Consider the following 23,340-nt stretch of genomic DNA (forward strand, 5'->3'; position numbering starts at 1 on the left):
AAAATTAACAGTCACTTAAACTCGATTAGCGGGTACATAACCAAAGCGAGTGAATAACCGCAGGTATAAAAAATATAAAGCATAAAATAATATTAATAACCAAATCTTTACCAACACCGGCTTTTAAAAACACAGCCACAGGTGGTAAAAACAATGACAAAATAATTAATAACAGTTTGTTATCCATAGTATTCCCTTGTTGATTAAGTTATTTGAGCATAGTCAATATTGTTGAAATCGCCTATAAGAAAACACTTATTTTGAATGCAAAAAAGCCCTACCTGAGTAGAGCTTTGATTTGAACACACAATGATTATTGTATGTGCGTGCTGAAGCACGCACTAAAATTAGTTACTGCGAACTGATACAAACTCAGGGTAAGCATCAATGCCACAGTCATGTTGATCCATACCGTTTAATTCTTCTTCTTCGGTAACACGGATACCCATGGTATTTTTCAGAATTGCCCACACGATTGATGACGCAATGAACACAAACCCTAAGATACACACTAAGCCAATTAATTGATTAACGAAGGTTGCATCTGAGTTTGAAAGTGGTACTAGCATGATACCTAAAGCACCACATACACCGTGTACAGAAATAGCACCGACAGGGTCATCGATTTTTGCTTTATCAAGTGCAACAATACTAAATACAACCAGTGAACCGCCGAGTAGACCTAATAGACAAGCAAGTAATGGTGTGGGTGATGCTGGCTCAGCCGTAATAGTGACAAGGCCTGCTAACGCACCGTTTAGTACCATAGTTAAATCAGCTTTCCCCCAAAGCACTTTACATACGAACAGTGCTGCAATAGCACCACATGCCGCTGCTGCGTTAGTGTTTAAGAAGATTTTACCCACTGCTGTTGCATTTTCAGCGTCAGAAACAAGCAGCTGTGAACCACCGTTAAAGCCAAACCACCCCATCCAAAGGATTAATGTGCCTAATGTGGCAAGTGGTAAGTTAGAACCAGGAATTGGGTAAATTTCACCGTTTTTACCGTATTTACCTTTACGAGCACCAAGGAAAAGTACACCTGCTAGCGCAGCCGCAGCACCTGCCCCGTGAACAATTGCAGAACCTGCAAAGTCAACAAAGCCCATTTCAGATAAAAAGCCTGCGCCCCAAGTCCAATAGCCTTCAATCGGGTAAATAAAACCTGTCATAACAACAGTAAAGATCAAAAATGCCCATAACTTCATACGCTCAGCAACAGCACCAGATACAATAGACATAGCCGTAGCTACAAATACAACTTGGAAGAAGAAATCAGACTCTAATGAGTGATTTGCATCAGCTGCTTGCGTACCAATTAACGCACCAAAAGAAGGAACAAAACCGCCTTCAGCGTTATCAACATACATGATGTTATAACCCACAAGTAAGAACATGGTGCAGGCGATCGAGAAAAGTGCTACGTTTTTAGTCAGTATTTCTGTTGTATTTTTTGCACGAACTAAACCCGCCTCTAGCATCGCAAAACCGGCAGCCATCCACATGACTAAAACACCCGACATCAAAAAGTAAAAAGTGTCGAGTGAGAACTTCAACTCTACAATCGTGTTTTCCATAAATCCCCCTTAAATTGCTTCTTCATCAAGTTCGCCGGTACGAATACGGACGATTTGGTCTAGGTCGTAAACAAAAATTTTGCCGTCACCAATTTTGCCTGTTGAAGCAATTTTCGTGATGGTTTCAACAACGCGTTGACAATTTTCGCTACGAGTTGCAATTTCAAGTTTAATTTTAGGAATAAAATCGACTTGGTATTCAGCTCCACGGTATAGCTCAGTATGACCACGTTGGCGGCCAAAGCCTTTAACGTCGACAACTGTCATCCCCTCAATGCCTAAATCAGCCAGTGCTTCACGCACATCATCAAGTTTGAATGGCTTTATTATTGCACTAATCATTTTCATAGTGGCCCCCTTCGGACGCTTATTGTTATCCTGTTGGCTTTAACAATCCAACCTTTGTGCCACTATTTTTTATTATTTATTTTCAACTGGTTAAATACAATTAGTCACTTACAAACAAAAAAAATGCACCACAAGGGTGCATTTTTTTAACAATTAACCAGCACTGGTGCAATTCAAGCAATTAAACCTTGATTATAGCAAAGCAAAAATCTCGTTACTTAGTTATACTTGGTTATTGCTTTGCATCCATGAAGTCGTAAAGCAATTATTTTTCAATCGGCTAGCAACAGCTTTAATCCCTTAAATAATTAAGTATTATTGCGTATTGATACTATAAACGGACCACGCAGTTACGTTGTTGCTGTTTAGCTTGATATAAAGCTTTATCAGCTAAGCGCATTGCGGCTGTGAGTGAGACATGTTGAAATGCGGTCATGCCAATACTCATGGTGAGTGAATAAGGTTCGCCATTAATTGAAAACTGGTGCTCCGCAAGTTGTTCCCTGAAACTATTTAACCTTGCTTCTGCTTTTTCAAGGTCCATGTTGTCTAACACAACTGCAAATTCTTCCCCACCAATGCGAGCAATTGTGAAGTCGTCGAACTTGGTTTTTAAAAAGGTGGTTACTTGCTTTAATGCATGATCACCCGCTTCGTGACCAAACTGATCATTAATCGTTTTGAAAAAATCAATATCGAGTAATGCCAGTACATTCTTTTGTTCTGTTTTCTTTAGGATTTTCTCAGCGTATTGATAAAAATAACGGCGATTATGAAGCCCGGTTAAGTGATCCCGGTATGCGCTTTCTTTAATGTCTGCGATTAGGGCAAGCTGTTCCATCGTCTGCATTACACGGCAATGAAACTCTTCATTCATAAATGGCTTAGTCAAAAAGTCATTAGCGCCGTACTTGATAAAACGTGCCGACAAACCGTGCTTACCTGCACCTGATAAACCTATAATAGCTAAGTCATCACGGCCTCGAAAATTACGCACCGCTTTAACAAGCTCAAAGCCATCCATCGTTGGCATTGCATAGTCTGTGAGTAGCAGCTTAATTTCAGGGTCATCTTTGAGCATTTGCAATGCTTGCTCACCATCGTGGGCATCACTTACATTAAAAAGCTGCTTTTCTAACATTTGCTTCATCAAGGTGCGACTTAATACCGAATCATCGGCAACAAGTGCCTTTGAACCATGGTTTCTAAGTAGTTGTGCAACAAGCTTAATAGCATAGTGGTATGAGTCACGATTATCTTTAACAACATAATCAACCACACCAAGTTCTAGCATTTGTTGACGAATGTATTCATCAATTTTAGACGTTAACACAACGGTAGGAATATTCTTTGATAAGGTGTATTTAGCCACTTCACCGTTCATCGCATCGGGCAGTGTTAAGTCGACTAAAGCGAGGGTGTAGTCATGCTCAGCGATTAAATCTATGCCCTCTTGCAAAGACCAAGCAAAGTCGACATCCACATCTAAATAGTGGGCAGATAAGTGGCGTAACACTTGCTGTACTACTTTACTGTCTTCAACAACTAACACTCTTTGCATTGCAACTTCTCTTTTCTATGCAGATGTACACAAATTACCAACATGCCAAATATACGTTATTTTTTAATCTAGCTAAATGATTAAGCAAAATATCTTTATTAAAAAGTACTTTTTAGTAATTAACCACGCAGTTTAGAGAATCTTCCTATTTAACAGCTATTATTGGTCACTAGTCTCAATAGTTTGTCTTCAAGCGAGCTTTTCTCTTTAATAGCAGCAACTCGAATAATAAGGAATCAACATGAAACTAGTTAGTTTTATTGGCTTGTCAGTAACAGCCCTAACACTGACCTTCAGCACCCCCAGCTTTGCTGATAATGAACGACGCATAGACGTTGACAGCAGTGTTGTTACAGAACATAAAGCACGTATTAACGGTGAGCGCTTCTCTTATACTGCAACAACAGGCACCCAACCAGTTTGGGATGAGCAAGGTAATGCGGTTGCAACGCTGCAATATACTTATTATACCCGCGATAAAGTAGACGATAGAACAAAACGTCCACTGGTTTTTTCATTTAATGGCGGCCCTGGCTCTGCGTCAGTGTGGATGCACCTTGCTTATACTGGACCACGTGTATTAAAAATTGATGACGAAGGCTACCCAGTTCAACCTTATGGCGTAAAAGATAATCCTTACTCAATTTTAGACGTGGCTGATATTGTTTATATCAACCCCGTAAACACGGGTTACTCTCGCGTTCTTGAAAACGATAAAGGAGAGTTACCAAGTAAAGCTGACCAACAAAAAATGTTTTTTGGTGTAAACGCCGACATCAAATATTTGGCTGAGTGGTTAAATACCTTTGTGTCGCGCAACGAGCGTTGGCGCTCACCTAAGTTCTTAATTGGTGAAAGCTATGGTACAACTCGCGTTTCAGGCCTTGCTCACGAATTACAAAACCGCCAGTGGATGTATATCAACGGTGTTATTTTAGTATCACCAACTGAAATTGGTATTAAACGCGAAGGCCCGGTAGAAGCAGCAAATCGCCTACCTTACTTTGCCGCAACGGCTTGGTACCACAAAGCCCTCAGTGCAGACTTACAAGCAAAAGACTTAGATGAGTTACTGCCTGAAGTTGAAGAGTTTACCGTTAATAAGTTCTTACCAGCGATAGCTAAAGGTGGCTTCTTAGCTGCCGATGAAAAACGCGCAATCATCAAGCAAGCAGCAAAATACGCAGGCTTATCTGAAAAGTTTGTTGAACAAAACAACCTTGATATTCCTACTAATTTCTTCTGGAAAGAACTATTACGCGAGCGCGGTCAAACAGTGGGTCGCTTAGATTCTCGTTATTTAGGTATTGATAAACGTGATGCAGGTGAGTCACCTGATTACTGGGCAGAGCTTACCTCATGGTTACACTCATTCACGCCAGCAATTAACTATTACCTACGTGAAGAGCTTAACTACAAAACAGATATCAAATACAACCTATTTGGTAATGTTCACCCTTGGGATCGTACTGGTAATAACACAGGTGAAAATTTACGTTTAGCGATGGCGCAAAACCCATACTTAAACGTGATGATCCAATCAGGTTACTACGATGGTGCAACCAATTACTTTGATGCTAAATACACAATGTGGCAATTAGACCCAAGCGGCAAAATGAAAGACCGCCTAAGCTTTAAAGGCTACCGCAGTGGCCACATGATGTATTTACGTCATGCTGATCTTGAATCATCAAATAATGATTTACGTGAGTTTATCCTTAAATCACTACCAGCTGAAGGCAAAGCAGCTAAGTACTAACTAGACGATGACTCATTTATAAAGAAAAAGCCCGTTTTATACGGGCTTTTGTTTATCCACTAATCTATTTGGGTATATACTCAAGTCATTGATTTAAGGAATTGGATAATCACAACATGGCTGAAAAATTTCGTGTGATGTTTGCAGGGCTAGAAGCCGGTGTTGATCAAGCACACGCTACTGAGCAACTTGCAGCAAAATTAAAAACAAATACAGATAAAGTAGCCACTCTTTTTGAACATAAACCACTCTTTGCACCTAGCGAACAAGAAAAAGCATTAAAGCAAGCAAAGCTGTTGGCAAGCGTGGGGATTAAAGCAAAGCTCCAGCCAGTAAATCAAAACCAAGTTAATCAACAAACGAATGCAAGTCTTGAGGCTAAACAACGTGATGAACGCATTTTTGATGCCTTAGATTACATTACAAGTAGCCTCATTCGCCTTGAAGAAAAGCTTGATGATCTAGAACAGCGTTTGCCTGAAAGTGAGAGTACCAATCCACAAGATAACGAAGATAGCTGGCAAGAAGATGACTTACTGCTGGAAGAAGAGTTAACAGAGCCCGTTAAAAAACGCTCTAATACATTACTTTATTCACTCATCGCCATGGTGATTTTGTTACTAGCTATTCTTGGCGTTGTAGAGCTTTTTCCTGAGTTTTTCTCTTTTTTAGAAAGTTAACACCTATATTGACATGAGCAACACGCGAGCAGAAATTAGACAATCCATTCGAAAAAAGCGCAATTCACTGACTGTTGAGCAACAAAAAAATGCAGCAATTGCGCTGAAAGTGAATTTTACTCAACACTTAAAATCACTAAAAACCACTAAAAACGCCCACATCGGTATTTATTTCAGTAATGATGGCGAATTAGACACCTCATTGTTAATTAAAGAATTATGGATGCAAGAACAGCATTTATACCTGCCTATAATTCACCCCTTCAATGGCACAACTTTGTACTTTCAGAGGTATGAAGAAAATTCACCCATGACAGCAAACCGCTATGGTATCTTGGAGCCCAAGTTGAATTGCAGTCAAATATGTCCTTTAGACAAGCTTGATATTTTACTTATGCCATTAGTGGCATTTGATGATCAAGGTAACCGTTTAGGAATGGGCGGTGGGTTTTATGACAAAACGTTGGCACGGTATTACCAAGAAAACTGGCAAAAACCGATTTTGATAGGCCTTGCCCATCAATGTCAGCATGTTTCAGCATTGCCGATTGAATCGTGGGATGTACCGTTAAAACATATTATAACCCCAGAGAAAATCTACCAATGGTAAGCAAACTATTTGTATACTATGGGCCCTCTCTGACAGCTAACTGAGCACATAATTATGACGCAAGATGAATTAAAAAAAGCCGCTGCCTGGGCAGCACTCGAGTTTGTAAATGAAAACACCATAGTGGGTGTAGGTACAGGCTCAACAGTCAATCATTTTATTGATGCACTGGGTACCGTAAAAGACACCCTTGTTGGTGCGGTTTCAAGCTCTGAGGCTTCAACTGAAAAGCTAAAAGCACTGGGTATTGAAGTATTCGAGCTTAACGAGGTATCAAGTCTTGATGTGTATGTTGATGGTGCAGACGAAATCAACCCACACAACGAAATGATCAAAGGCGGTGGTGCAGCGCTGACACGTGAAAAAATCGTTTCAGCAGTCGCAAAACAATTTGTTTGTATTGTTGACGAATCTAAAGAAGTTGCAACATTAGGGGCTTTTCCACTGCCGGTTGAAGTGATCCCGATGGCACGCAGCTATGTAGCTCGTGAACTCGTAAAACTAGGTGGTGACCCGGTTTACCGTGAAGGTGTTGTAACAGATAACGGTAACGTTATTTTAGACGTACACAATTTAGATATCAGCAATGCCAAAGAATTAGAACTAACAATCAACCAGATTGTGGGTGTAGTAACAAACGGCTTATTTGCCCATCGCGGTGCAGATAAAGTCATTATCGGCACCAAAAATGGGCCGCAAATCAAGTAAATAGGAATGAGGATATGAGTAAGGTATCGTTAGCAAAAGACAAAATTAAAATTCTCTTGCTGGAAGGCGTGCATCAAAGTGCTGTAGAAACGCTTAAGCGTAATGGCTATAGTAATATTGATTACGTAAAAACCTCCTTACCTGAAGACGAGCTTATTGAGCGCATTAAAGATGTGCACTTTGTAGGGCTTCGTTCTCGCACTCATATTAATGAAGCGGTATTAGAAGCAGCTGATAAGCTCGTGGCAATCGGCTGCTTCTGTATCGGTACTAACCAAGTCGATCTGCAAGGTGCCCGTGAGCGTGGTATTGCGGTATTTAACGCACCATTCTCAAACACTCGTTCTGTTGCAGAATTAGTACTAGGTGAAATTTTATTACTCCTTCGCGGTATTCCAGAACGTAATGCTCTCGCGCACCGTGGCGGTTGGTTAAAATCTGCCAACGGTTCATTTGAAGCCCGTGGTAAAACATTAGGTATTATCGGTTACGGCCACATTGGTACACAGCTAGGGATCATGGCTGAAAACATCGGTATGAACGTTGAGTTTTACGATATTGAAGACAAGCTAACACTGGGTAATGCAACACAAGTTCATAACCTCACTCAGTTATTACAGCGTGCCGATGTGATTAGCTTACACGTACCAGAAACACCGCAAACGAAGAACCTTATTGGTATGGCAGAGCTTGAAGTAATGAAGCAAGGCGCCATCTTGATCAATGCGTCTCGCGGTACGGTTGTTGATATCGATGCACTAGCAGAATCACTACGTGATAAAAAGCTAAGCGGCGCAGCAATCGACGTGTTCCCTGTCGAACCAAAATCAAATGATGAAGAATTTGTATCACCATTGCGCGAGTTCGATAACGTAATTTTGACTCCACATATTGGTGGTTCAACACAAGAAGCGCAAGAAAATATCGGTATTGAAGTAGCAGGTAAACTCGCTAAATACTCTGATAATGGTTCAACCATAACTGCGGTTAACTTCCCTGAAGTATCACTGCCTGAGCTTGCAAACCGTAGCCGCCTATTACACGTACACCACAACCGCCCAGGTGTTCTAACGCAAATTAACCAAGCGTTTGCACAGCACGGTATTAATATCGCTGCCCAGTACTTACAAACTGACGAAGCGATTGGTTACGTGGTCATCGATGTAGATACCGATCACTCTGAAGTAGCCCTTAAAGAACTAAGTGCCGTTGAAGGTACAATCAGAGCACGTATCCTTCACTAATCTTTGATATAACAAATAAATAAAAAGCGCAAACAGTTAAACTGCTTGCGCTTTTTTTTGTAGGACAAAAACTTTAACAAAGCTGTAAGCCTTAAGCTGTCAGCAATAAGCTGATTGTGCTCACCTGTTGTTAGAGTGCAATACTTTAATGTAGGCGTAAAATTTATTTCGCGCGAAAAGTTATGTCTAAGAAAGGCCACTACACTTTAACTAAATTAAACATGTAACTATTAGTATTTCACTTAATTTTTACTACTTAGATGCGCAAGAAACTCTTTTAACTTTACAAAACTACCAAGTCCTCGCTCACCGGTTTGAACTTCAGGCTCCCAAAAAGCTACAGCGGTATATTGATACAATGAGCTTTCCAGCATCCAAGTGTCTCCATCCACACCTCGCGTTTTATCTTTTGGAAACTCCAATGCTTTTTCAAGCATTAACAATAAGCTTGAATACTCACCTTCAGTTAACTCAACACTCTTCTCTGACTTAATGCCTTTCCAATTATAGCCACCAGACCCTTCATAAACTGTAGTTAATAGCTGATAAGGTCTCACACTTGTAACCTCATATATTAAAGGGTTTGAGAAAGTTGGAACAACTTTCAGTTTTAAAACGGGTTCCAGATAAAACCCAGGGTCAGTATATTCGATAGTGCTTTGTGTGGACTTACAGCCGACAAGCGAAATTAAAATCAAAAAAATTGAAAAATACTTCATACCCCAAAACGACTCCTTCGATCTGGATAGATTTGATAAAGCCACAACAAATAAATTAGCAGTCATAGAAAATCTATACGAGTTACTGAATTAAACAAAAAGCCTGTCGATATTTTGTTATGTCTGAAGTTAAATTGATTATACATTGCCAATTCAAAGATTAGCTTGAATGTCTTGCCTGCTTAATACTCTCATAATTTCTATATTACCACCTTGAATGCGAAAATAAATGCTATCAACACCACAAACAGTTCGTCGATAACCTTGCCTAATTTCATCGACTGCTGGTGCTAAATAAGGTTGCTTTGCCAATTGCTCAAAACGATCAAAAAACTTATAAATATAAGCATCAGCCTGATTTTCACCATATTGCTCCAAACCACGAAACCAAATTCGCTTCAAATCAACTTCGACTTGAATATTAAGTTTATAACTTCCCATCCTTACTCGCTTCTTCCTTGAAACTAGCTAACATTTGATTTGGTGATTTATCTGAGAGTCCACTTTTCTCTGCTTCAATCAATTTCATACGAATAGCTTCAATTTCAGAAGCTCGCATTTGCTCTTTTCTAATCAAATCTCTAAGTAACTCACTGTCACTCGCATAATTTCCTGAAGCGAGCTGTGCTTGCATCCATTTTTCTTGTTGGGCAGTCACAGTGATACTTTTTTTTACCATCGCCATAATTTACTCATCTTAAGCAGATCAAATCCAGATATAATCCTACTTTGTACTACTACAATCAAGCTTAGCTTATTGGTGCTGGTAATCAACTATACTTAACCTCCCCCCACCTCAAACACACTTCCCTGTGTAAATCACGCCGATGAGTCAGTAAATTTTACTCATCGGTTTGCGGTGCCTCAGCGTCTTTATCTTGGTGCTTTTCGCTTATCATGGCGTTTAATTTCTCGCCGCCTTTGATACCAAAATCTAAGGTGCGGATTGGGAATGGGATGGTCATGTCAGCTTCGCTTAGCGCGTTTCTAACTGCCACAACAGCCTTATGGCGAACGGTCATGAAATCCGCTTCACCTGGGTATTTAATCCAAAACCAAACCAGTAAGTTAACGCTGCTATCACCAAAGCTTTCGGCGTACACGGCGGTTTCTTCTTGTTTAATAACAAAATCAAACTCATTGATTTTTTTAACAATAACTTCTGCCGCTTGCTCGGGGTCGTCAGCATACGAAATACCCACAGGCACTTCGATACGACGCACACCTAATGTACTGTAATTACTGAGTATATTTCTAAACAGAATCTTGTTAGGCACCAAGATAAGTTGCCCATAAAAGTTTTCGATAAGAGTGTTTCTAAGGTTAATCGCCTTGACGGTACCAAACACACTTTCGGTGCGAATTACATCACCTGTTTTAAATGGTTTGCGAATACCCATAGCAATACCTGCTATAAGGTTCTCTGTCATATCCTGAAAGGCAAAACCAATGGCAAGGCCAACTATACCCGCACCCGCGAGTAATGAGGTGACAGTACCTCTAAGCCCCAAGAAATCAAGGGCTACAAATAAGCCTACACATAACACGATGACTTTTACTATCGATGACATTAAATCGGCTATTTGCGAAGACTCTAGCGAGCGGCGTAATAGCTTTCTGAGCATTGAACCAACAATACGCGCCAGCAATGAAAACACGATAGTGATTATTACTGCGACAATAAAGTTTGGAATATGGCTTATGATGATATCAACCCAGCCACCGAGTTTTTCTTCTATCAGCTTTTCAGCTTCACTTACTGACGGAATTTTTAACATTTTTATACCTTGTTGAATTAATTGCTCAACAAAGTATTTAGCAAAATGAACGCCATTTCTAATTTAGTATATTAAAACCATAAAAAAGCCGTGCTTAGCACGGCTCTTCTAATTCATTTTACTAAAAATTAGTTCTGCTCTTCGCGTAAGAAAACGGGCTCTAATTCTTTTGCTGTTGCATCGCTGCTGAAGTAATAACCTGCAACGGTGAAATCTTTTAAATCACTCAATTGGGTAACTTTATTTTCAATGATGTAACGCGCCATCATGCCGCGGGCCTTTTTCGCATAAAAGCTGATCACTTTATATTGGCCGTTTTTACAGTCCTTAAAGTGTGGCGTGATAATTTGTGCATTTAAGGCTTTTTTATCAACCGCTTTAAAATACTCATTAGAAGCAAGATTAACTAAATACTTGCTATCTTGCTCAGCAAGCACAGTATTAAGCTTTTCGGCAATCACGCTGCCCCAAAATTCATAGAGGTTTTTACCACGTGGATTTTCAAGCTTGGTGCCCATCTCAAGGCGATAAGCTTGCATTAAATCAAGTGGCTTCAGCACACCGTAAAGACCAGACAAAATACGTAAGTGAGATTGTGCATAATCTAGCTCTGAACTTGTCAATGTTGCAGCATCTAAACCACCATACACATCACCATTAAAAGCCAGCACTGCTTGTTTTGCGTTATCGGTAGTAAAAGGCTGTGACCACTCAGCGAAACGTGCCGCATTTAACCCCGCTAATTTATCGCTAATTTTCATCAAGCTACCAATTTGCGCTGGTGTTAAATCACGGCAAACTGACATTAACTCTTCGCTGTGCTCGAGTAATTCAGGCTGAGTGAATTTATCGGTCGTGGCTGGTGTTTCGTAATCTAAATTTTTTGCAGGTGAAATAACAGTGATCATAGTTAGCTATTGACTTGTAATTTGTTTGATGTCAATTTCAACATTAATTGAATCAAAATGCACGTTTTGTTTCATCCTGCCTTGATACACTGCATTTTTACACCGTAATGCCTTGGTTTTCTAAATTAAGGACATATAACCTATTAAACACTGTCATAGTGTTGCAGTATTAAGGCCGCTATAATGGATTTTCTTTTAACTTGCTTGGAATGAGGAAAGCAAATGACTTCAGCACTACAAAGGCTTAAACAGCATTCATCTATTGTTGCAGATACAGGTGATATCGAAGCTATCAAAAAGCACCAACCAGAAGATGCAACAACAAACCCATCTTTACTTTTAAAAGCCAGTGAAATTGAAGCGTATAAGCCTTATTTAGATAAAGCGTGGCAATACGCTAAAGAGACCGAGCAAGATGCAGCTAAACAACTTGAGTTAGCATGTGATTACTTCGCTGTATTAATCGGTAAAGAAATTAGCGAAATCGTACCGGGCTATATCTCAACAGAAGTAGACGCTCGTTTATCATTTGATACCCAAGCGACTATCGACAAAGCTCACACTTTACTGAGCCTTTACGAAAAAGAAGGCGTGAGCAAAGATAAAATTCTAATCAAAGTTGCATCAACGTGGGAAGGTATCAAAGCCGCAGAACAGCTTGAAAAAGAAGGCACTAAGTGTAACTTAACGCTGTTATTCTCTGAAGCACAAGCCCGCGCATGTGCCGATGCAAATGTATTTTTAATTTCACCATTCGTTGGCCGTATTCTAGATTGGCACGTTGCTAATGGCATGGAAAAACCAACTGATCCGCTAAAAGATCCTGGTGTGCAATCAGTACGTAGTATTTACGAATTCTACAAACGCCACGGTTACAAAACGGTTGTTATGGGCGCAAGCTTCCGTAACACAGGCGAGATCATCGCGCTTACAGGCTGTGATAAGTTAACGATTAGCCCTGCTCTTTTAGAAGAGTTAGGCCAATTAACTGATGCACAAGAGTACCTACTAGAGAGCGACTTTACTGTTGAAGAAAAACCAGCACCGCTAACTGAAAGCCAGTTCCGTTGGTTACACAACCAAGATGCTATGGCAACAGAGAAACTAGCTGAAGGTATCCGCTCGTTCGCTCAAGCTCAAATTGAATTAGAAGCTCGCTTTAAAGCGATGTAATTTGCACAACAGCATTTTTTTGAAACGCCACCGCTCGGTGGCGTTTTTGTTTCTAAAATAACTAAATCATTGATCTATTCATCTATCAATCACAGTTCTGTAACAGTATTGTCACTTTTTTATTCTATTTTTAAGCAGCCTGTGGTATAGGTATTTCCGAGGTTCAAAAAATCAATAGGAGAAGTTCATGGATAGCCTAGACGATATTTTAGAAATATTAGAAGGTCCTAATAAAACAAGAAAGACCTCTACAAAAAATAAGAAGAGAAAATGGCGTGAAATCGAAGCGTTAAAAGATAAGCATAGATTACGCAAAGAACTACAGGAGTTAGACTACTTTACAGACAGTATTGCTATTGATGAGCTAGACTTTTTGTAAATTCAAAGGCCCAATTGGGCCTTTTGCATTTCTGTTATAGAATTTGTGGTAAAGACCAATTTACTGGCGTTTTATTTTGATCGCTAAGTAGCTGGTTTGCTTTTGAAAAGTGCTGACAACCAAAAAAGCCACGGTGAGCAGAAAGCGGTGATGGATGCGGACCTTGAATCACATGATGACGCGAGGTATCAATATGTTTACCTTTTTTCTGAGCATGTGCGCCCCATAATATAAACACCACCCCCTCACAATGCTGATTGATAAACGCAATCACTGCATCGGTAAATTGCTCCCAGCCAAGGTGCTTATGAGAATGAGCCTGCCCTTGCTCGACCGTCAGTACGGTGTTAAGTAAAAACACACCTTGCTCGGCCCAACTTTGCAAATAGCCATGGTGAGGTACTTCAAAACCATCAATATCGGTTGCCAACTCTTTATACATATTTTTCAAAGAGGGAGGTAACTTTTTAACTTCAGGCAATACAGAAAAGCACAAACCATGGGCTTGGCCTTCTCCGTGGTAAGGATCTTGCCCTAAAATAACCACTTTGATTTCACTTAATGGTGTGGCATCAAAAGCTGAAAATACCTGTTCATCTTTTGGATAAACGCTAACGCCTGCTGCACGTCTATCTGCCACATATTGCAAGGTTTCTTGCATGTAGGGTTTAGCAAGCTCGTTATCTAAAAATGTTTGCCAATCGTTCATTTTGAAGCCTGTATTTGCTGACGAGAAACGTCTATTTTACCACACATATCAGTCAAACCATCAAGCATGCGGGTTGTAAAGCGGTGCAATAAATCTGCATTCACACTAATAAACTGGTTATGCTGCACCGCTGGCATTTCTGGCCATTGTCGCCAATCAATTTTAGGCTGAGGCTTTTTCGATTTTTCATCTGGGATAATGATGACTTCTGGCTCTGCTACCAATACATTTTCAATACTAATGCGCGGGTAGTCTGTATCGCTATTAGCAAACACATTATCCGCATGACAAATGGTTAATAGCTGATTGATCCAAGTATTTCCGCCAACTGTCATCATCGGCTCTGGCCATAATTGATAAAACACCGAAACGGTCGTTTTACCCTCTTGGGCTGCACGAATAGCACTCAGCTTAGCTTCAAACTCTTTAGCCACTTTATTTGCCTTTGTTTGCAAATGCGTAAGCGTGCCTAGTTTACGTAGTTCATCAGCAACATTATCAACCTGATTTGGGTTGCTGTACGCTACCGGAATGCCTAATTTTTCAATGTAAGCAAGATCGTCGGCTTTGTTGCCCGTTTTCCAAGCCAAAACAAGGTCTGGTTTTAACGACAACAGTTTTTCCATGTTGATGCCGTAATAACCGCCTACCCGTTCGATATCATTCGCTTGCTGAGGGAAGTCTGCATAATCAACGGTACCAACAATGCGCTCTCCTGCACCAATCGCAAATAGGTTTTCAACGATATGCGGTGCTAAAGCAACAATACGCTGAGGCTGTTTTATTTCATGAGCCTGAGCCAATGCTGGTAAATAAAATAAAACACCTAAGAGTGCAAACTTGATGGCCTTCATGTTAATAATCGAACCCTTTTTGCGCTTTTATTCCTGCATCAAAAGCGTGTTTTACATTTTTGACTTCACTGACTGTATCAGCTAAGTCGGTCAATTTTCGGTGCGCTCCACGCCCAGTAATAATCACCGATTGCATAGCAGGGCGAGAGCTAATTGCCTCTAGCACTTCATCTAAATCAATATAGCCGTAGGTGATCATGTAGGTTATTTCGTCTAGCATAACGAGGTTAATCGAGTCATCCTTCAGCATTCTTTTTGCTTCTTGCCATGTCACCTGCGCAGCAGCGGTATCTGACTCTTTGTTTTGTGTTTCCCAAGTAAAACCGGTGTTCATAATAACAAATTCAACCCCTGCTTTTTCCAATAGGTTACGCTCACCGCACTCCCAAGTCCCTTTAATAAACTGACACACAGCCGCTTTCATTCCGTGACCAACCGCACGTGCAACAGTACCAAACCCAGAAGTCGATTTACCCTTGCCATTGCCAGTTATAACCTGAAAAATACCCTGTTCTTTTTGTGCAGCAGCAATCCGTTCGTCGACTTTTTCTTTAACTTTTTGCTGGCGTTGTTGGTGCTTATCTTGATTCTGTTCGTTCATTATTGTTCCTTATGCCTCTAAATTGAAATTCTCATAAATATTGATGATTTGTTCAATATCGAGATTCTCTGCTACCACGTTTGCTAAACGGCTTAACTGCTGTTCACGGTTTAAATTAATATCAATGGGATTTATTTGGCTATTTGGTGCAAGCCAAGTTATTAGCTCAGATACGCCCTCAGGGGTATCGAACAAGCCATGTAAGTAAGTACCTGCTATTTGGTTATCATTACTAATAAAGCCATCTACTTTGAATCCACTTGGGTGATTATTAAAACTCAAAAATGGCTTTTCAAATGCCGGCCCTTGGCTTATCCCTGCGTGAATTTCATAACCTGAAATTGCTTTATCGCTATTGTTTAAATGAAGAGTGCCAGAGACTTGGCTTAGTACTTTTTGTTGCCCTAATTGGGTTTCAAAGTCAGCAAGCCTTAGTCCTTCTGCGCTACCTAAATTAGATTCAACAGCATGTGGATCAGCAAGGTAGTTACCTAACATCTGCAGCCCACCACATACTCCGAGCACTTTGCCACCATAGCGTAGATGACGTGTTATTTGTTTATGCCAACCTTCATTTTTTAAAAACGCTAAGTCGCTAAGTACATTTTTACTACCCGGAATAATAATCAGATCAACACTTGGAATAGCCTGAGTATGACGTACATACTGTAAATCGATTTCGGGTTGTAATCGCAAAGCATCAAAATCTGTGTGATTACTAATATGAGGGAGTAACGGCACTGCTATGCGTAATTGCGGTTTATCGACCTGATTAGTTATAGCAACGGCATCTTCAGCATCTAGTGCTAAGTCATGTAAATAAGGTAACACCCCAAGCACTGGCTTATTGGTGTATTGCTCTAACCAATCAAGGCCACCTTGCAATAACGCAATATCACCCCGAAAACGATTGATCACAAAGCCTTTTACTCGCGCTTGCTCTGATTCTGATAATAACGCTAATGTACCGACTAAATGGGCAAACACACCACCTTTGTCGATATCGGCAATAATGATCACTGGGCAATCTACCGCCTCGGCGTAGCCCATATTGGCAATGTCGTTTTCGCGCAGGTTAATTTCTGCAGGGCTCCCTGCTCCTTCAACAATAAGTAATTCAAAACGCTCACTTAAGCGCTGCTGCGAAGTAAGAACCGCATCCATCGCCACTTTTTTGTAGTCGTGATAACTGCCCGCTTCCATATTCGACAGCGCTTTACCATGAACAATGACCTGCGCCCCGGTATCGCTGTTAGGTTTTAATAAGATAGGGTTAAAATCGACTTCTGCGGGCACTTTTGCTGCTATAGCTTGTAGAGCTTGTGCTCGACCTATCTCGCCACCATCGGCGGTTACAGCGCTATTTAATGCCATATTTTGTGGCTTAAAGGGCGCAACCTTAACGCCTCGCTCAGCAAAGATCCGGCAAAGTGCTGCGACAAGAGTACTTTTACCTGCATCTGAGGTCGTGCCTTGCACCATTATTGTTTTCATGATTTTTCACTTTTTAAGGTTTGTGCAAGGCCTGCAATCACAAACTCAACACGTGTAACTTGCTGTGCTAAGGCTTGATGCAACCAGCCAGAATGATCAACAAACTGACGACTTAATTCACCGAGCGGCACAATACCATGACCTACTTCGTTACTAACAAAAATCACTTCACCAGGCAATTTTGCTTGCACATCAAGTAAGGCCGCTTTTTGCTCAAGCCAAAATGTTTCACCATGCTGGCATAAGCAATTACTCAACCACAGGGTTAAACAGTCCACTAAAATACAGTTTTCAGCTTGGCTATACTGTTGTAATGCTTTGGCTAAATACAAAGGCTCTTCAACAAGTTGCCAATGCTTAGCACGCTCTGCTTGATGCCTATTAATTCGGGCTGTCATTTCTTCATCACCTGCATTTGCTGTGGCAATGTAGATAAGCGGCTTGTTTGAATTTATTGCCTGCTGCTCAGCAAAACGGCTTTTACCGCTGCGCGCACCACCTAAAATTAAAGTATGTTGTTGGCTCATAATAAACTCACCAAGCAAAGGTAGGTAGCAAGCTCTGACACTTGCTGGGCTGCTCCTAAGCAATCACCGGTATAGCCAGATAACTGTTTTTCAAACCAGCGCTTTAATAGTAAACGAGTAACAAAAAGCACACTGACGAGTATTAATATTTGCCCTAGGGTGTAGCCAAAAAACAACCATGCAATTGCTAACACCGCACCGCCCGTTGCTAGCAGTATTTGATAACTTTGCGTGCTTAAATGCATCGCTATTGGTTTTACTTTAGATGTGGCGTCCTGACTTACATAGTCCATGTCTGCAATTAAACTTGTTGCGACAACACGGCTTAAGCTTTGCCCTAAAACAAGTGCAATAATCAGAGTACTGGTTACTTCACTAAGTGCGACGAGTGTTTGGTACTTAATTAATAAGGCCATCATTAACGCCGCAGCACCATAGGTACCTAAGCGACTATCTTTCATAATGCTCAGCTTATCTGCAACTTGCCAACCGCCACCAAAGCCATCCCACACATCAGCTAGACCATCTTCATGAAAGGCCCCTGTGATTACCAAGCTAAACGCCATAACTAACGCGACTGCAATGGCTACAGGGAATAACCAACTTAGCAGTAAAAAGCTCAGCGCTAAAAGTACACCTAATAACACTCCAACTAATGCAAAATAACGGCTGGCCTGATTGAGTGCCGTGCTCGATACCTCAAAGTTTAATTTAACGGGGATACGCGTTAGAAAACTAAGCGCCAGCAAAAATAACTGAAGCTGGCTTGGGGTCGTGTTTGAAGTGTGATGTTCAACGCTCATATCAAACTACTTGCTCAACATTAGCATCGGCAAAACTTGCCATGTCATTGTAAAACGCCAAAGATGCTTGCAGTAAAGGTAAGGCAAGCGCAGCCCCAGTGCCCTCTCCTAAACGTAAATCGAGCTGTAATAAAGGTGATGCATGCAAGGCATTGAGCATTATTTTGTGTCCTTGCTCATCAGAGACATGGGCAAATAACATGTAATCACGAGCGTTTGCATTAATACGAGTTGCAACAAGCGCCGCTGCGGTACAAATAAAGCCATCAACGATCACAGCCATACCAAGCTCAGCAGCAGCTAAAATGGCACCGGTGATCTGTACAATTTCAAACCCACCTAATGCCGCTAGCGTCATTAAAGGGTCGTCAAAATGGGCTTGATGTAATTGAAGGGCTTGCTCAACAACCTTGATTTTTTTAGCAATAACCTCGTCACTCACACCAGTGCCTTTACCAACACATTGGCTGGCAGGTAAAGACAACAAAGCAGCCATTAGTGCTGCAGCACTTGTGGTATTGCCAATGCCCATCTCACCAAAGGCGATGGTATTGCAGCCTTGCTCATAGAGTGAATGAACTCGCTGCTTGGCTAATTCAAACCCTTTTTCAACCTGATTAAGTGACATAGCCATTTCAGTATGCAGTGGTGCAGTGATTTCACCTAAACGCTGGTTATGCACACTTTTATCGTGTGCCGTAGTGAGTGTTCCAGCATCAACAACTTCTAGCTGCCAGCCAAGCTGGCGACAAAAAACATTGATCGCTGCACCTCCTGCTGCAAAGTTTGCCACCATTTGTGATGTAACACTGCTAGGAGCAATTGACACCCCTTGGCTTGCCACACCATGGTCGCCTGCAAATACAACCAAAGAGGGGGTTGAAATAACCGGTTTAAAGGCAACTAGTGCCTGCTCACTATCAAGCTGCTTTGAAAAAATAAGCGTTAATTGTTTAGCACAATTCTCAAGCTGACCTAAGGCACCAAGCGGCTTTGTTTTAAGGTCTATTTTTTGTTGAATAACAGCTGAAAATTGCTGGTTAATTGGCATGATATTAAACATCAGCTACCTGCTCTGTTTACGAAAGTAAAGTAAAAATAAAAAGAACACGCTACCGATAGCGGCTGTGATCACACCAACGGGTAGTTCTTGGTTATTCAATAGGGTTCGGCATAACACATCTACCCACACCATAAAAATACCACCGACCAAGGATGTCATAACTAAGTTATGGCTGCTGCCTTGCGGTGAAAAGTAGCGCACAATATGTGGGATCATCAGGCCGACAAAACCAACGCCCCCACACATGGCAACAAGCACTGCTGTAATTAATGAGCTTAGCAGCAGCATCATGATTCGAAAGCGCTGTACATGAATCCCCAAGGTCGCAGCACTTTCATCACCAAGCAGCATTGCATTGAGCTGACGACGAAATGCAATCATCAGCGTCATGCAGGCAATAATAACGGCAAATGGCAACCAAAGAGTGTCCCACTGGGCACGAGAAAAACTGCCCATCGTCCAAAACAAAATAGCGGTTATGGCTTGAGGATCGCTAAAATAAAGCAGCAGACTAGTCAGAGCACTAAATAAAAAAGATAGAGCAACACCAGCAAGTAACATGGCTTCAACTTGGCCAACATGGCGACGCCCTGCAATAGCAATAAGCAACAGCATAGAAAGTAAGCTTCCGGCAAATGCTGCAACTGACATACTAAAGCCAAAACTCACACCTGTTAGGGCTATAAAGCACACCACACCAAATGAAGCCCCGGAAGAAATACCAAACAAGTAAGGATCAGCAAGTGGGTTTCGGGTTACGGTCTGCAAAATTAATCCCGCGAGAGCAAGTCCAGATCCCGCTAAAAATGCCAGCACTGTTCTTGGCATACGCAACTGCCAAATAATGCGCTGCACAAATTCATCGCTACCTTGGCTAAACAAGCCATTGAAAACCTCACTCAGCGGTGTATTTGCAGCACCAAAGCTCAGTGCTAAAAAGCAACTAATAACTCCAACGACAACACATATACTTAAACGCATTGTATCAGTCATGTTGATGCTCCTGTGTCTGATAACCATAGAAATAAGTTATATGCGGAATAAACTTTTCAGTGCTTGATTGCGGATGAGCAGATACCGCTGCACAGACGTCAAATACATCGCTCAACAGCTGCTCTGTTAGCACCGCTTTTGGTTGCCCCTGACAAACCAAGCGACCTTCATCAATCACCAGTAGCTCATCACATAAACTCGCTGCGAGATTTAGATCATGGAAAGAGGCAAGCACAGTTACATCGAGGGACTTCGCTAATTCCATAATTTGAATTTGGTATTTAACATCAAGATGGCTAGTTGGCTCATCCATGATGAGCAACTTAGGCTGCTGTACAATAGAGCGTGCAATGAGCGCTCTTTGCTTTTCGCCGCCTGAAAGCGAATCAAATGCTTGTTCACTGTGATGAGATAAACCAACCTGCTCTATCGCTTGATATATTCGTTGCTTATCATTGGCAGACGTACCGCTAAAAAGTCGCTTATGAGGTGTTAAGCCTAAACTCACCACATCGAATAAAGACAAATTAAACTGCGATGGTGATTCTTGTAAAACCACAGCAACCTGCTTTGCATACTCATCAGCACTGATTTGCCAGATATCTTGACCGCTTAGCAGCACAGCTCCTTGCTGAGGTTTCAAGTAACGATAAAGACAACGCAGCAGGCTTGATTTACCAGCCCCATTAGGGCCGAGTAAACCTATAAACTGCCCTGCTTTTAACTCAAGGTTAATTGATTCAAGTATGGTTTTATTCGCAGTACCCCAACTTAAATCAGACACTGATATCAATGGCGCAGCGCTAAGGCTATTTTGTTGCAAGCTTTTTCTCTCTTGGCGAGTAAGCACAACGCACAAGAAAGTACTGCTAAGTACCAGAAAATGACGTGAGTTGACCCGCTCGATGATTAATTGTTAGTACTAAGTATCTGGCTGACCATATATTTATATGGATTACAGTTGCGGGAACAGCTGGAGAATTTCACTCCATTCCATAGCGTATGAGTATTATGGCGGGCTAAGTAAATAATTCAATGAATATCGCTCTAGATGGCTAAAAAACAATTTTTGGCCAAGCTTGCCCTTGTTCATCTATATATACATCGAGTGTAATTAGCCCTGCATAAGGGAGATGGAAAACATTTAAATGCGTAGCTGATTGTTTTGGCATCAGGCAAACAATAGCAAGGATTTGTTTAATCACACCTGCGTGACTAATTACCAATGACTGTTCATGCTTAGATTCGCACAATGATTGTAAAAACGTTTGCCACCATGCCTCTACTCGTGCATAAAAGTCTGCCATAGACTCACCATTAGGTACTTTTACTTGCCAAGGATGCTGCCAAAAATCACCGATATGAGGTTTACTAGTTTGCTGCCAAAGTTGCTGGTAGTCTTGGCCGTCCCAATCACCGAAATTAAACTCTTTCAGCGCGTTATTGTACTGTACATTCAAGTTATGTTGGTTGGCTAAATAATCTGCATGGACTGAGCAACGTTTTAGCGGTGAGCTATATATGGCATTTAAATTTATAAGCTCAGCAGAGGCTTGGCGCATTTGTTCAAGGCCTTGCTCAGATAAAACAATATCGATTTGCCCAGCAAGAATGCCTAGCGTAGCTATCTCGCCATGGCGAAGAAAGTAAACTCGTGAAGTAAATGCGTCCATAATATTCCTCAGTAACCAATAGTCAACGTTAACGCGTTTTAAATACACTGTCGACTTATGCTAAGTGAGTTATGCGAAGAGAGTTAAGCTAAACGCATTAATCGAACATCAAAATGCAGCACTGCGTTTGCGCCAATCTTGCCACCGTTACCTTTTTTACCCCAAGCAAGCTCTGGGGGGACCACAAATTCATAGCGAGAACCAATATTCATTAGCAACAAGCCTTCTTTTAATCCTTCAATTGCTTCAGATAAAGCGAACACCTCTGGCATACCCGCTTTGTAACTATCGGCAATCACACTGCCATCAGCAAGCATAATGCGCTGATTAATCACCACAGTATCAAACTCCGTTATGCGATCCCCCTCAACATCATCAATCACTTTATACATTAAACCCGATGGGCACTGATGCGTATCTGGATGAGATGAGAACTTAACGATGAATGCTTCACTATTTTTACGGTTTAAACCTGAGGAGCCTTTTGACTTAGTAGTTTTCTTACGAGACACAGCAAACCTAAATTATATTACAAATATAAATGCTTTATCGCATAACAACGTAACTGAAGCAAGTGGAGGTGTGAAGAATGAGCAGGGCAAGTGCTGAGAGACTCAGCACTTAACACCCACACAGGTCAGCTGACACTTAATGTCTCTGTGTTTCGGCTGATAGCCTGCGGCTAAAAGTCTATCACGCGATGTAAAACCCCGACGACACACGTGTTGGGGCGGCCTTGTTGCGTAGCTGCGGGTTTATCCCGCGTCCATTGGTTGTCTGTTCGCTCATAGAGCGCGACGACATACGAAAAAAACCCGTTGCATTACTACAACGGGTTTCTCTAATTAGGAGCCATGGTGCGCTACGCAGTAGGATGTCCTGCTTGCACATGGCAAATGCCACACTATGCCTACAAGGATAGAAGTAGTAGGGTCTTGGTTGGGTGTTTTATTTTTCTACAGGCAACAAAAAACCCGACTCTTTCGAATCGGGTTTCTCTAATTAGGAGCCATGGTGCGCTACGCAGTAGGATGTCCTACTTTCACATGGCGAATGCCACACTATGCCTACAAGGATAGAAGTAGTAGGGTCTTGGTTGGGTGTTTTATTTTTCTACAGGCAACAAAAAACCCGACTCTTTCGAATCGGGTTTCTCTAATTAGGAGCCTGGCGATGTCC

Annotated in this window: 27 protein-coding genes and 1 riboswitch; of the genes, 7 read left to right on the forward strand and 20 right to left on the reverse strand. The window is 41.4% G+C overall.

Features of this window, described 5'->3' with window-relative positions:
* Positions 1 to 25: 25 nt before the first annotated feature.
* The 4 genes from L3V41_RS11615 to L3V41_RS11630 form a co-directional block, all read right to left on the reverse strand.
* Positions 26 to 187, reverse strand: a complete 162-nt coding sequence (locus L3V41_RS11615; protein ID WP_083515349.1) for a YqaE/Pmp3 family membrane protein — start codon at positions 185 to 187, stop codon at positions 26 to 28.
* A gap of 160 nt (positions 188 to 347) precedes the next feature.
* Positions 348 to 1,577: an ammonium transporter gene (locus L3V41_RS11620; RefSeq protein ID WP_062570248.1), complete on the reverse strand. Its 1,230-nt coding sequence runs from the start codon at positions 1,575 to 1,577 to the stop codon at positions 348 to 350.
* Positions 1,578 to 1,586: 9 nt separating this feature from the next.
* Positions 1,587 to 1,925 carry a P-II family nitrogen regulator gene (locus L3V41_RS11625; protein WP_054554260.1) on the reverse strand — a complete coding sequence of 113 codons (339 nt, stop codon included), beginning with the start codon at positions 1,923 to 1,925 and terminating at the stop codon, positions 1,587 to 1,589.
* 331 nt (positions 1,926 to 2,256) lie between these two features.
* Entirely contained in the window at positions 2,257 to 3,486 is a 1,230-nt protein-coding gene (locus L3V41_RS11630; protein WP_062570247.1) for a response regulator, read from the reverse strand.
* Between the two features lie 241 nt (positions 3,487 to 3,727).
* Between L3V41_RS11630 and L3V41_RS11635 the strand changes: the two genes are divergently transcribed.
* The 5 genes from L3V41_RS11635 to serA all read left to right on the forward strand — a co-directional run bounded on the left by L3V41_RS11635 (position 3,728) and on the right by serA (position 8,487).
* Positions 3,728 to 5,245, forward strand: coding sequence for a carboxypeptidase (locus L3V41_RS11635; RefSeq protein WP_237127764.1), 1,518 nt, complete (start codon positions 3,728 to 3,730; stop codon positions 5,243 to 5,245).
* Between the two features lie 116 nt (positions 5,246 to 5,361).
* Positions 5,362 to 5,925: a hypothetical protein gene (locus L3V41_RS11640; protein WP_062570245.1), complete on the forward strand. Its 564-nt coding sequence runs from the start codon at positions 5,362 to 5,364 to the stop codon at positions 5,923 to 5,925.
* 13 nt (positions 5,926 to 5,938) lie between these two features.
* Positions 5,939 to 6,535 carry a 5-formyltetrahydrofolate cyclo-ligase gene (locus tag L3V41_RS11645; protein WP_062570244.1) on the forward strand — a complete coding sequence of 199 codons (597 nt, stop codon included), beginning with the start codon at positions 5,939 to 5,941 and terminating at the stop codon, positions 6,533 to 6,535.
* A 54-nt stretch (positions 6,536 to 6,589) separates the two neighbouring features.
* Positions 6,590 to 7,243 (forward strand): ribose-5-phosphate isomerase RpiA, encoded by a 654-nt coding sequence (gene rpiA / locus L3V41_RS11650; protein WP_062570243.1) that lies wholly within the window; start codon positions 6,590 to 6,592, stop codon positions 7,241 to 7,243.
* A 14-nt stretch (positions 7,244 to 7,257) separates the two neighbouring features.
* Entirely contained in the window at positions 7,258 to 8,487 is a 1,230-nt protein-coding gene (gene serA, locus L3V41_RS11655; protein ID WP_130151005.1) for a phosphoglycerate dehydrogenase, read from the forward strand.
* A 242-nt stretch (positions 8,488 to 8,729) separates the two neighbouring features.
* On the opposite strand, the gene L3V41_RS11660 is transcribed toward serA, so the two are convergent.
* From L3V41_RS11660 to yaaA, 5 genes are all read right to left on the reverse strand, one after another.
* A complete protein-coding gene (locus tag L3V41_RS11660) occupies positions 8,730 to 9,206 on the reverse strand; it encodes a hypothetical protein (RefSeq protein WP_237127765.1) in 477 nt (158 codons plus the stop codon).
* Between the two features lie 153 nt (positions 9,207 to 9,359).
* Positions 9,360 to 9,647 (reverse strand): type II toxin-antitoxin system RelE/ParE family toxin, encoded by a 288-nt coding sequence (locus L3V41_RS11665; RefSeq protein ID WP_193988407.1) that lies wholly within the window; start codon positions 9,645 to 9,647, stop codon positions 9,360 to 9,362.
* Positions 9,634 to 9,891 carry a type II toxin-antitoxin system ParD family antitoxin gene (locus L3V41_RS11670; protein WP_062566698.1) on the reverse strand — a complete coding sequence of 86 codons (258 nt, stop codon included), beginning with the start codon at positions 9,889 to 9,891 and terminating at the stop codon, positions 9,634 to 9,636. The genes L3V41_RS11665 and L3V41_RS11670 overlap by 14 nt, the downstream gene beginning before the upstream one ends.
* 157 nt (positions 9,892 to 10,048) lie before the next feature.
* A complete protein-coding gene (locus L3V41_RS11675) occupies positions 10,049 to 10,984 on the reverse strand; it encodes a mechanosensitive ion channel family protein (RefSeq protein ID WP_237127769.1) in 936 nt (311 codons plus the stop codon).
* Positions 10,985 to 11,112: 128 nt separating this feature from the next.
* Positions 11,113 to 11,892 (reverse strand): peroxide stress protein YaaA, encoded by a 780-nt coding sequence (gene yaaA / locus L3V41_RS11680; RefSeq protein ID WP_062570235.1) that lies wholly within the window; start codon positions 11,890 to 11,892, stop codon positions 11,113 to 11,115.
* Between the two features lie 222 nt (positions 11,893 to 12,114).
* Here yaaA and tal point away from each other — a divergent pair, with 222 nt between their 5' ends.
* Both tal and L3V41_RS11690 read left to right on the forward strand, forming a co-directional pair.
* A complete protein-coding gene (gene tal / locus L3V41_RS11685; protein WP_237127770.1) occupies positions 12,115 to 13,065 on the forward strand; it encodes a transaldolase in 951 nt (316 codons plus the stop codon).
* A gap of 187 nt (positions 13,066 to 13,252) precedes the next feature.
* On the forward strand, positions 13,253 to 13,444 hold the full coding sequence (locus L3V41_RS11690) for a DUF3545 family protein (RefSeq protein ID WP_062570233.1): 192 nt from the start codon (positions 13,253 to 13,255) through the stop codon (positions 13,442 to 13,444).
* Between the two features lie 34 nt (positions 13,445 to 13,478).
* On the opposite strand, the gene ung is transcribed toward L3V41_RS11690, so the two are convergent.
* From ung to L3V41_RS11745, 11 genes are all read right to left on the reverse strand, one after another.
* Complete coding sequence (gene ung / locus L3V41_RS11695; protein ID WP_193988405.1) at positions 13,479 to 14,153, reverse strand: uracil-DNA glycosylase; 675 nt, start codon at positions 14,151 to 14,153, stop codon at positions 13,479 to 13,481.
* Positions 14,150 to 15,007, reverse strand: coding sequence for a cobalamin-binding protein (locus tag L3V41_RS11700; RefSeq protein WP_193988404.1), 858 nt, complete (start codon positions 15,005 to 15,007; stop codon positions 14,150 to 14,152). Before L3V41_RS11700 ends, ung begins: the two co-directional genes overlap by 4 nt.
* Before the next feature lies 1 nt (position 15,008).
* The gene (gene cobO, locus L3V41_RS11705) at positions 15,009 to 15,608 is read right to left on the reverse strand and encodes a cob(I)yrinic acid a,c-diamide adenosyltransferase (protein WP_237127771.1); all 600 of its coding nucleotides are present in this window, start codon (positions 15,606 to 15,608) and stop codon (positions 15,009 to 15,011) included.
* 9 nt (positions 15,609 to 15,617) lie between these two features.
* Positions 15,618 to 17,102 carry a cobyric acid synthase gene (locus L3V41_RS11710; RefSeq protein WP_237127772.1) on the reverse strand — a complete coding sequence of 495 codons (1,485 nt, stop codon included), beginning with the start codon at positions 17,100 to 17,102 and terminating at the stop codon, positions 15,618 to 15,620.
* Positions 17,099 to 17,629, reverse strand: a complete 531-nt coding sequence (gene cobU / locus L3V41_RS11715) for a bifunctional adenosylcobinamide kinase/adenosylcobinamide-phosphate guanylyltransferase (protein ID WP_193988401.1) — start codon at positions 17,627 to 17,629, stop codon at positions 17,099 to 17,101. Before cobU ends, L3V41_RS11710 begins: the two co-directional genes overlap by 4 nt.
* The gene (locus tag L3V41_RS11720) at positions 17,626 to 18,432 is read right to left on the reverse strand and encodes an adenosylcobinamide-GDP ribazoletransferase (protein ID WP_237127774.1); all 807 of its coding nucleotides are present in this window, start codon (positions 18,430 to 18,432) and stop codon (positions 17,626 to 17,628) included. The genes cobU and L3V41_RS11720 overlap by 4 nt, the downstream gene beginning before the upstream one ends.
* A gap of 1 nt (position 18,433) precedes the next feature.
* Complete coding sequence (cobT, locus tag L3V41_RS11725; RefSeq protein ID WP_237127775.1) at positions 18,434 to 19,495, reverse strand: nicotinate-nucleotide--dimethylbenzimidazole phosphoribosyltransferase; 1,062 nt, start codon at positions 19,493 to 19,495, stop codon at positions 18,434 to 18,436.
* A 3-nt stretch (positions 19,496 to 19,498) separates the two neighbouring features.
* Complete coding sequence (locus tag L3V41_RS11730) at positions 19,499 to 20,488, reverse strand: iron ABC transporter permease (protein WP_237127776.1); 990 nt, start codon at positions 20,486 to 20,488, stop codon at positions 19,499 to 19,501.
* Positions 20,481 to 21,311 carry an ABC transporter ATP-binding protein gene (locus L3V41_RS11735; RefSeq protein WP_062570780.1) on the reverse strand — a complete coding sequence of 277 codons (831 nt, stop codon included), beginning with the start codon at positions 21,309 to 21,311 and terminating at the stop codon, positions 20,481 to 20,483. The genes L3V41_RS11730 and L3V41_RS11735 overlap by 8 nt, the downstream gene beginning before the upstream one ends.
* 80 nt (positions 21,312 to 21,391) lie before the next feature.
* Positions 21,392 to 21,514, reverse strand: a riboswitch (cobalamin riboswitch).
* A gap of 29 nt (positions 21,515 to 21,543) precedes the next feature.
* Positions 21,544 to 22,161, reverse strand: a complete 618-nt coding sequence (locus L3V41_RS11740; RefSeq protein WP_062570224.1) for a histidine phosphatase family protein — start codon at positions 22,159 to 22,161, stop codon at positions 21,544 to 21,546.
* A gap of 83 nt (positions 22,162 to 22,244) precedes the next feature.
* Positions 22,245 to 22,673 carry an FKBP-type peptidyl-prolyl cis-trans isomerase gene (locus L3V41_RS11745; RefSeq protein ID WP_237114869.1) on the reverse strand — a complete coding sequence of 143 codons (429 nt, stop codon included), beginning with the start codon at positions 22,671 to 22,673 and terminating at the stop codon, positions 22,245 to 22,247.
* Positions 22,674 to 23,340 lie beyond the last annotated feature (667 nt).

This window comes from Pseudoalteromonas sp. L21 (assembly GCF_021728035.1).
In the GTDB taxonomy this organism is placed as follows: domain Bacteria; phylum Pseudomonadota; class Gammaproteobacteria; order Enterobacterales; family Alteromonadaceae; genus Pseudoalteromonas; species Pseudoalteromonas arabiensis.

What these genes read in the sequence shown, in the direction of transcription:
- L3V41_RS11615 (WP_083515349.1), bottom strand. Translation starts at nt 187, where the DNA reads ATGGATAACAAACTGTTATTAATTATTTTGTCATTGTTTTTACCACCT.
- L3V41_RS11620 (WP_062570248.1), bottom strand. Translation starts at nt 1,577, where the DNA reads ATGGAAAACACGATTGTAGAGTTGAAGTTCTCACTCGACACTTTTTAC.
- L3V41_RS11625 (WP_054554260.1), bottom strand. Translation starts at nt 1,925, where the DNA reads ATGAAAATGATTAGTGCAATAATAAAGCCATTCAAACTTGATGATGTG.
- L3V41_RS11630 (WP_062570247.1), bottom strand. Translation starts at nt 3,486, where the DNA reads ATGCAAAGAGTGTTAGTTGTTGAAGACAGTAAAGTAGTACAGCAAGTG.
- L3V41_RS11635 (WP_237127764.1), top strand. Translation starts at nt 3,728, where the DNA reads ATGAAACTAGTTAGTTTTATTGGCTTGTCAGTAACAGCCCTAACACTG.
- L3V41_RS11640 (WP_062570245.1), top strand. Translation starts at nt 5,362, where the DNA reads ATGGCTGAAAAATTTCGTGTGATGTTTGCAGGGCTAGAAGCCGGTGTT.
- L3V41_RS11645 (WP_062570244.1), top strand. Translation starts at nt 5,939, where the DNA reads ATGAGCAACACGCGAGCAGAAATTAGACAATCCATTCGAAAAAAGCGC.
- rpiA (WP_062570243.1), top strand. Translation starts at nt 6,590, where the DNA reads ATGACGCAAGATGAATTAAAAAAAGCCGCTGCCTGGGCAGCACTCGAG.
- serA (WP_130151005.1), top strand. Translation starts at nt 7,258, where the DNA reads ATGAGTAAGGTATCGTTAGCAAAAGACAAAATTAAAATTCTCTTGCTG.
- L3V41_RS11660 (WP_237127765.1), bottom strand. Translation starts at nt 9,206, where the DNA reads ATGAAGTATTTTTCAATTTTTTTGATTTTAATTTCGCTTGTCGGCTGT.
- L3V41_RS11665 (WP_193988407.1), bottom strand. Translation starts at nt 9,647, where the DNA reads ATGGGAAGTTATAAACTTAATATTCAAGTCGAAGTTGATTTGAAGCGA.
- L3V41_RS11670 (WP_062566698.1), bottom strand. Translation starts at nt 9,891, where the DNA reads ATGGCGATGGTAAAAAAAAGTATCACTGTGACTGCCCAACAAGAAAAA.
- L3V41_RS11675 (WP_237127769.1), bottom strand. Translation starts at nt 10,984, where the DNA reads ATGTTAAAAATTCCGTCAGTAAGTGAAGCTGAAAAGCTGATAGAAGAA.
- yaaA (WP_062570235.1), bottom strand. Translation starts at nt 11,892, where the DNA reads ATGATCACTGTTATTTCACCTGCAAAAAATTTAGATTACGAAACACCA.
- tal (WP_237127770.1), top strand. Translation starts at nt 12,115, where the DNA reads ATGACTTCAGCACTACAAAGGCTTAAACAGCATTCATCTATTGTTGCA.
- L3V41_RS11690 (WP_062570233.1), top strand. Translation starts at nt 13,253, where the DNA reads ATGGATAGCCTAGACGATATTTTAGAAATATTAGAAGGTCCTAATAAA.
- ung (WP_193988405.1), bottom strand. Translation starts at nt 14,153, where the DNA reads ATGAACGATTGGCAAACATTTTTAGATAACGAGCTTGCTAAACCCTAC.
- L3V41_RS11700 (WP_193988404.1), bottom strand. Translation starts at nt 15,007, where the DNA reads ATGAAGGCCATCAAGTTTGCACTCTTAGGTGTTTTATTTTATTTACCA.
- cobO (WP_237127771.1), bottom strand. Translation starts at nt 15,608, where the DNA reads ATGAACGAACAGAATCAAGATAAGCACCAACAACGCCAGCAAAAAGTT.
- L3V41_RS11710 (WP_237127772.1), bottom strand. Translation starts at nt 17,102, where the DNA reads ATGAAAACAATAATGGTGCAAGGCACGACCTCAGATGCAGGTAAAAGT.
- cobU (WP_193988401.1), bottom strand. Translation starts at nt 17,629, where the DNA reads ATGAGCCAACAACATACTTTAATTTTAGGTGGTGCGCGCAGCGGTAAA.
- L3V41_RS11720 (WP_237127774.1), bottom strand. Translation starts at nt 18,432, where the DNA reads ATGAGCGTTGAACATCACACTTCAAACACGACCCCAAGCCAGCTTCAG.
- cobT (WP_237127775.1), bottom strand. Translation starts at nt 19,495, where the DNA reads ATGTTTAATATCATGCCAATTAACCAGCAATTTTCAGCTGTTATTCAA.
- L3V41_RS11730 (WP_237127776.1), bottom strand. Translation starts at nt 20,488, where the DNA reads ATGACTGATACAATGCGTTTAAGTATATGTGTTGTCGTTGGAGTTATT.
- L3V41_RS11740 (WP_062570224.1), bottom strand. Translation starts at nt 22,161, where the DNA reads ATGGACGCATTTACTTCACGAGTTTACTTTCTTCGCCATGGCGAGATA.